Origin of the sequence: Actinophytocola sp. (genome assembly GCF_009379765.1) — a bacterium.
Classification (GTDB): Bacteria; Actinomycetota; Actinomycetes; order Mycobacteriales; family Pseudonocardiaceae; genus Actinophytocola.
Genome location: NZ_WHTD01000274.1, coordinates 1 through 6,357 on the forward strand (window position 1 = coordinate 1; position 6,357 = coordinate 6,357).

3 protein-coding genes are annotated in these 6,357 nt (G+C 72.8%); all 3 read right to left on the reverse strand.

Translation table 11 applies throughout. From position 1 onward, the window contains the following. Positions 1-221: 221 nt before the first annotated feature. Positions 222-4,610 (reverse strand): S8 family serine peptidase, encoded by a 4,389-nt coding sequence (locus tag GEV28_RS41710; protein WP_291419825.1) that lies wholly within the window; start codon positions 4,608-4,610, stop codon positions 222-224. A gap of 260 nt (positions 4,611-4,870) precedes the next feature. Continuing rightward, positions 4,871-5,830: a LuxR family transcriptional regulator gene (locus GEV28_RS41715; protein WP_291419827.1), complete on the reverse strand. Its 960-nt coding sequence runs from the start codon at positions 5,828-5,830 to the stop codon at positions 4,871-4,873. A gap of 52 nt (positions 5,831-5,882) precedes the next feature. Next, positions 5,883-6,357, reverse strand: a 475-nt coding sequence (locus tag GEV28_RS41720) for a lytic murein transglycosylase (RefSeq protein WP_291419829.1), incomplete at its 5' end; no start/stop codon positions are given.

Here is a 6,357-nt window from a genome sequence, read left to right on the forward strand (position 1 = left end):
GGTTCTGCCAGCTCCCGGTGGCCGACTCGAAGCGCTGCCACTGCCACCACGCCAAGCCGACGCAAGCAACCAGCGACACGACACAGAGAGCGACGATCCCCACCCGGCGAGCCATCACTCCGCCATTCACACCACCGACGCTAACACCCGGGGTCCCGGACGGTGACCGGCCGGGCCGGGAGGTCGCGACGACCTCCCGGCCCGGCCGCCCTGCTACCGGGTCAGGTGCGGCACGCGCTGGTCGTGACGAGGGTGAAGTCGGCCGCCGTCGTCGCACCGGCCTTGACCTTCACCTGCCGGCTCTGCGGCCGCCAACCGTCCAGCGCGACGATCACCGACAGCGGGTTGTTCCGTTTGTCCAGCCACAGCTGGTACCTGCCGTCGCGGTCGGTCCGCAGCGTGTAGCTCGCCGCCCACGAGTCGATCGCGACGGTCGCACCGGCCAACGACACGACCGTTCCGTCACACCGTTTGCCGGCCACGGAGCCGGTGATCTTGCCCCACTGCTTGGGCGGGTTCACCGTCATCGTCGCGTCGAGCGCGAGCGCGTATGGCGAGTTGTTCGCCACGGTGATCCGGCCGGTGTAGGTCCCCGGCTGGTCCACCGACTGCGCCGCCGCGTCGAAGGTGAGCGTCACCTTGGTGCTCTCCCCCGGGTCGAGGGAGAACTCGGTGCTGTCCGTGGACAGCCACGGCAGCTCCGCGGACGAGCCGCAGTTGCCGTAGCCGGGCAGCACCTCGGCGCGCGGGATCGGACTGAACCCACCCGTCGACCCGGCGACCTTGTAGAGCCCGCACGAGCTGCCGCCGCGGTAGACGGCCTCGTTCGAGTTCGGGATCGACGACCACCGGTCGGCCGCGGGGTCGTAGGCGATGCCCTCGTTGGTGATGGCGGCGCCGTTGTCCACCGAGCCACCCGAGACCACCAGCCGGCCGTTGACCGCCGCGTACCCGGCCGACCACAGGTCCAGCGTCATGTCGGCGAGCGGCGCCCACGCGTCGCTCACCGGGTCGTAGACGTAGGTGTGCCTGGTGCTGCCGCTGTCCCCGGTCACCCCGCCGGCGCAGTAGAGCTTGTCGCCGATGCCGCCGCACGAGCTCCACGAGACCGGCTCCGGGTAGTCGGCCACCCGGCGCCAGCTGTCGCTGCCCGTCGAGTACGCGAACACGTCCGGGTGCCCGCAGACCTGGGCGTCGCAGCCGCCGACGACGTACATGGTGTCACCAACCACGCCAACGCCGGAGCCCGCGAACGCGGTCGGCACGGACGCGCCGGCCGACCAGCTGTCGGTGTTGGGATTGTAGATCTCCAACGCGTTCACCGGCACGCCGTTGACCCACCACCCGCCGGTCACGTAGACCTTCCCGCCGATGAACGCGGCCGCCGGCTTCTGTCGCTCGGTGCCCATCGCGGCCCGCGCCGTCCACGCCCCGGTGTCCGGGTCGTAGCCGAACACCTCGTTGGTGAACTCGCCGCCGAAGGAGTAGACGGTGCCGTCGTCGGCGGTCACCACCGAGTTGTCCATGAGCGAACGCGGGAGGTTGGCGATCGGTGTCCACGGCGGCCCGGCCGGCGCGGTGCTGGCCGGCGCGGCCTTCGCCGCCGCCGGGACGATCCGGCCCGGGGTGGTCGCCGCCGGGACCCGCCGGGTCGGGGCGCCGGCCCGTGCGGCGAGGATCGTGCGGTCGCCGCCGTCCTCGCGCAGCGTCACGTCCACCGGTGCGGTACCGGTGTTGGTGACGGTCACCCGCTTGGTCTTCGTGGCGCCCAGCCGTTGGGTGCTCGACACGCTCGCCGGGTCGAGCACCAGGTGGCCGGCGCGGAGGTCGAAGTCCTGGCGGGTCACCCAGTTCGGCGCGATGTTCACCGTGTGCGTGTCGGGCTGGTAGCTCGCCCTGCTCGCGGTGAGCTCGTGCCCGCCGACGGCCGGGGAGAACAGCCAGTAGTAGCCGTCGGGGAGGGCCGGGTCGCTCGGCGTCGCCGCCGAGGTCACCGTCCCCGGCAGGTCCGGGCCGCCGATCCTGGCCCCGGCCAGGAACGCCTCGGTGTTCGCGTCGACCACCTGGCCGGCGACCAGGCCGCCGCGCACCGGGGCGCAGTACTCCTTGCCCAGCACCAGGTCGTCGATCTGCCACCAGCCGGTGTTGATCGTGGTGTAGCGGAACCGGACCTGGACGGCCGGCTGGTTCGCCGCCTGCGGCAGGTCGATGTGCACCGGCTGGTGCCGCTCGCCTCCCTGCTCGCGGCGCCAGATGTTCTGCCAGGTCGCGCCGCCGTCGACGGACAGGTCGATCTCGCCGGTGGCGATGCCGCGGCTCTGGCTGGTGTAGTCGATGTCGAGGTCCAGCGCGGGCGCCGGCTCGTCGGACAGGTCCGCCACGGGGGTGGTGAGCGTGGAGTCCCAGCGGATCTGGTCGGGCAGGTAGGCGCCGTCGAAGATCGCGAAGCCGCCGCTGCCGCCGGTCCGGTTGCCCTGGTTGCCCGGGTCGTCGAAGACCCACACGCCGCCGTTGCCGTTGTTGTCGGTCACCGTCCAGCCGTCGGGCGTGGTCGGCTCGTCGAAGTCCGAGCGCACCCCGCGCACCGCCCAGCCGTAGCCCGGCGCGGTGCAGGACTCCGCGTCGACCGGCACCTCGACGTCGCGGGTGAGGTCGTCGACGCCGGTCTCGACCGCCACCTCGGCCGCCTGGTAGCCCGGGTACTGCGGCGTGACCAGCAGCGTGTGCGCCGCGTTCGACGGCAGCTCGATGCTGAACCGGCCGGTGTAGGGGTCGGTGAACACCGAGTCGGTCTGCGCACCCGCGACGCTCACCCGCGCGTGCAGCGGCCAGCCGTGCCCGGAGCCGTCGAGCACCGAACCGCTCACGGTCACCGTGTCCCGCGCGGTCATCGCGATGTCGAGCGGGGTGGCCTGCCCGAGCGTGACCCGGGCCGGCACGGTGGTGTCCTCGTGGCCGAACGCGGTCACCCGGACCTGGTAGTCGCCGGGCAGCAGGACCAGCGAGTAGCCGCCGTCGGCCTGGGTGGCGGTCTCCCGGTCCACCGGGCCGGTCACCGTGACCGTGGCGCCGCGGACCGGCTGGCCAGTCGCGGCGTCGGTGACCGTGCCGGCCAGCGTTCCGGTGCCGCCGCCGTCGCTCGCGCGCAGCAGCGCCAGGGCGTCCAGGCGACCCTCGCCGAAGGTGTTGTTGTCCTCGGCCGTGCCGCCGCAGCTGTCGTCGGCGGTGTCGACCGCGGTGAGGTCGAGCAGCTCGCGGGTGCGGGCCACGTCGCCGACGAGGGTCGGGTCGGCCGCCCACAGCAGCGCCACGGCGCCCGCGACGTGCGGTGCCGCCATCGACGTGCCGGACTCCTCCGCGTAGCCGCCGCGCACCGACGAGCGCACGGACACGCCTGGCGCGGAGATGTTCGGCTTGACCTCGCCGTCCTGGCCGGGACCACGGCTGGAGAAGTAGGCGGCGATGTGGTCCGGGCCGTAGGCGCCGACCGAGTAGTTGATCGTGCGGCTGCCGGGCGAGCTGCTGGTCGCGCAGCCGAACTCGCCGAGGTTGCCGTTGGCCCATACGCCGAAGATGCCGGCGTCGGACCAGTTGCGCAGGATGTCCTCCAGGAACGGGTCGTTCGACGGGGTTTTGGTGCCGAGCGAGTTGTTGACGATGTGCGGGCGCTTGCTCACGTCGGGGTTGCCGCCGTCGGTGTCGGTCGGGGCGAGCATCCACTGCGCGGCCTCGACGAGGTCGACGTCCGAGCAGACGGCGCAGCCGTTCGCGGTGATCCAGCGCGCGCCGGGCGCCACGCCGATCTGGTTGGCGGTGCCGTCCGCGCCGACCATGGTGCCCATCGTGTGCGTTCCGTGCGAGCCGTCGAGATCGGCGTCGCACGGGGCGCCGCCGCACCGGCCGGAGGTGTCCAGCCAGTTGTAGTCGTGGTCGAAGGTCCCGTCGCCGTTGTTCCCCCGGTAGGACGCGACGAGCGCCGGATGGTCGAACTGCACGCCGGTGTCGATGGTGCCGACGACGATGCCCTCGCCGTGGGTGCGGTACTCCGCCCAGACGTCGTCGGCGTTGATGTCGGCGACCCCCCACGCCACGCCGTCGGCCGCGGTCGCCGACACCGGCTTCGTCTCGACAGGCTCGGGCTTGTCATAGTCCTGCGGTGCGCGGATCTCGACGACGTTCGCGAGCCCGGCCAGCTCGGACGCGGCCGCCAGGGTGCCACCGTGCACGAGAATCGCGTTGGTCACCCAGAACGCCTCGTAGCGCAGCCCGCGGGCGTCGAGCATCCGGCGGACCGGGGCCTGCGACTCCTTCGCCGCGGCGGTCAGCGTGTCGACGACCCGCTGGCCGCGGTCCACCCAGTCGGGCACGGCGCGGGCGCTCGCGGTGTCGGCCCTGGTACCGAGCCGGATCCAGAAGTCGGTGGCGCGGTCGCCGCCGAGCGTGTCGCGCAGTACAGCGGCGATCTTGCTGTCCGTCGTCGGCACGGCGGGCTCCGGGCTCGCCGCGGCCAGCGTGGGTGCCACCAGCGCCGCGAGCAGCGCGACGACGAACAACCGGGCGGCCGTGCGCCAGCCGCCCGGCGCGACGGCAGGTCTGACAGGCGATCTCACGGGGTACCTCCTGCTCGGGGTGGGTCGGGCCGACCGGGCCACCCGCCACGTCCACGGACGCGGCAGGTCCTCCCGGTCCGGGCCGGGATCCGGGTCGGGCTCGGGCCCGGCGGGCGGCGGCCCTACGGGCTCGGGATCGTCGGCCGGGACGGGCGATGGCGGTTCGGTCACGAACCGAAGGCTAGGAAGTCGTGATCATCCAGCTCAAGAGAAAGCGCTGTCCGCTCCCCGCCAGTGACGTGGACACGTCACCCGCCACGTCACATCCAGCCCTGCTTGGCGGCCTCCCAGGCCAGCTGCATGCGGGTGCGGACATGCGCGACGGTCATCAGCGCCTGCACCTTGCGCTGCACGGTGCGCACGCTGATCCCGCGATGGGCGGCGATCGCCTCGTCGGTCAGGCCGGCCAGCAGCATGGACAGCAGCCGGCGATCGTCGCCGGAGAGCACCGACGGGCCGGCGGGCGCACGCGAGTTCGCGCTGTCGACGTGCAGCGGGACGGCCGTCGCCCAGACGTGCTCGAACAGGGCGAGCAGGGCGTCGAGCACGGCGCTCTCCCGCACCAGGACCCCGACGGGCGTGGTGTTGCGCTGCGCGACCGGGACCAGGGCGACGGAGCGGTCGATGGCCAGCATCTTGATCGGGAGTCTCGTGTGCACCCGCAGCTCGTCCTGGATGCGCAGGTCCTGCTCGATCGCGGCGAGGTTGCCCGGCTCGTCCAGCGCCTGGGTCTCGAAGATCAGCCGGCCGCGGGTCGACGGGTCGGGCTGGACGCGCTCGCTGGTCTGCACCGCGATGACCGGCGGCTTGATCATGTTGAACACCTCGGACTTCGCCGAGCGCAGCAGTCCGAGGGAGCACTCACGCAACGCGTCGATCCCGCGCACGATCTCGAACACGCCGGACGCCACCTGCGCCAGGCTGTTCGCTCGATACTGCGAGGCCAGCCGGTCCAGGGTCGCCTGCGCGCCGCGCAGTTCCTCGAACCGCTCGGCGATCATCGACTCGACCACGCTGGGGGACGCGGCGACGAACCGGGCCGGCGAGTCGGGGGTCCGGCTGGCGAGCCTGCGGTCGATGAGCGCGGCGAGCGCGGCGCGAACCTGGTCGGCGGCAATGCCGGTGGCGGCGGCAAGCTCGGTCTCGGTGGCGGACATCGCCGTGACCAGCTGGCTGTAGACCCGGTCCTCCTCCTGGCTCGCGCCCAGTACCGCCAGCATCGCCACCTCCGGTGTGTCCCGACCGGACACTACCGGCGCGGTGGTGCCCGGGTCAGGTCTCGGACAGTGCGGTGCGGGCGTACCCGTCGGCCAGGCCGAAGACCTTCTGGCCGTACGGGACGGAGTTGTTGTACGAGAACACCGCCGCCCACCAGTCCGCCGGGACGGCCAGGTCGCGGTCGCCCGCGCACAGGTAGCGAGCCGCCGACAGGGCGGCGTCGTCGATCTGCTGGGGGTCCCCCCAGCCGTCCAGGTTCGCGTCGGAGGCCCAGCGGCGCCAGGTCGACGGGATGAACTGCATCGGGCCCACCGCCCGGTCGACAGCGGGGTCGCCGTCGAACCGGCCGCCGTCGGTGGGGGTCGCGACCAGCGGGGTCGCGGTCCGCGGCTGGTCCGCCGGGGTCGCGGCGTCCGCGCGCTGCTGGGCACGCAGCTTGCGCAGGCGCCAGAACATGAAGGCGGGGAACACGCCGAAGAGCGGCCACTGCAGCACGTAGCCGAGGTTCTGCCAGCTCCCGGTGGCCGAC

Excerpts from the sequence above, each read along its gene's own strand:
- GEV28_RS41715 (WP_291419827.1), bottom strand. The coding sequence starts at position 5,830 with ATGCTGGCGGTACTGGGCGCGAGCCAGGAGGAGGACCGGGTCTACAGC.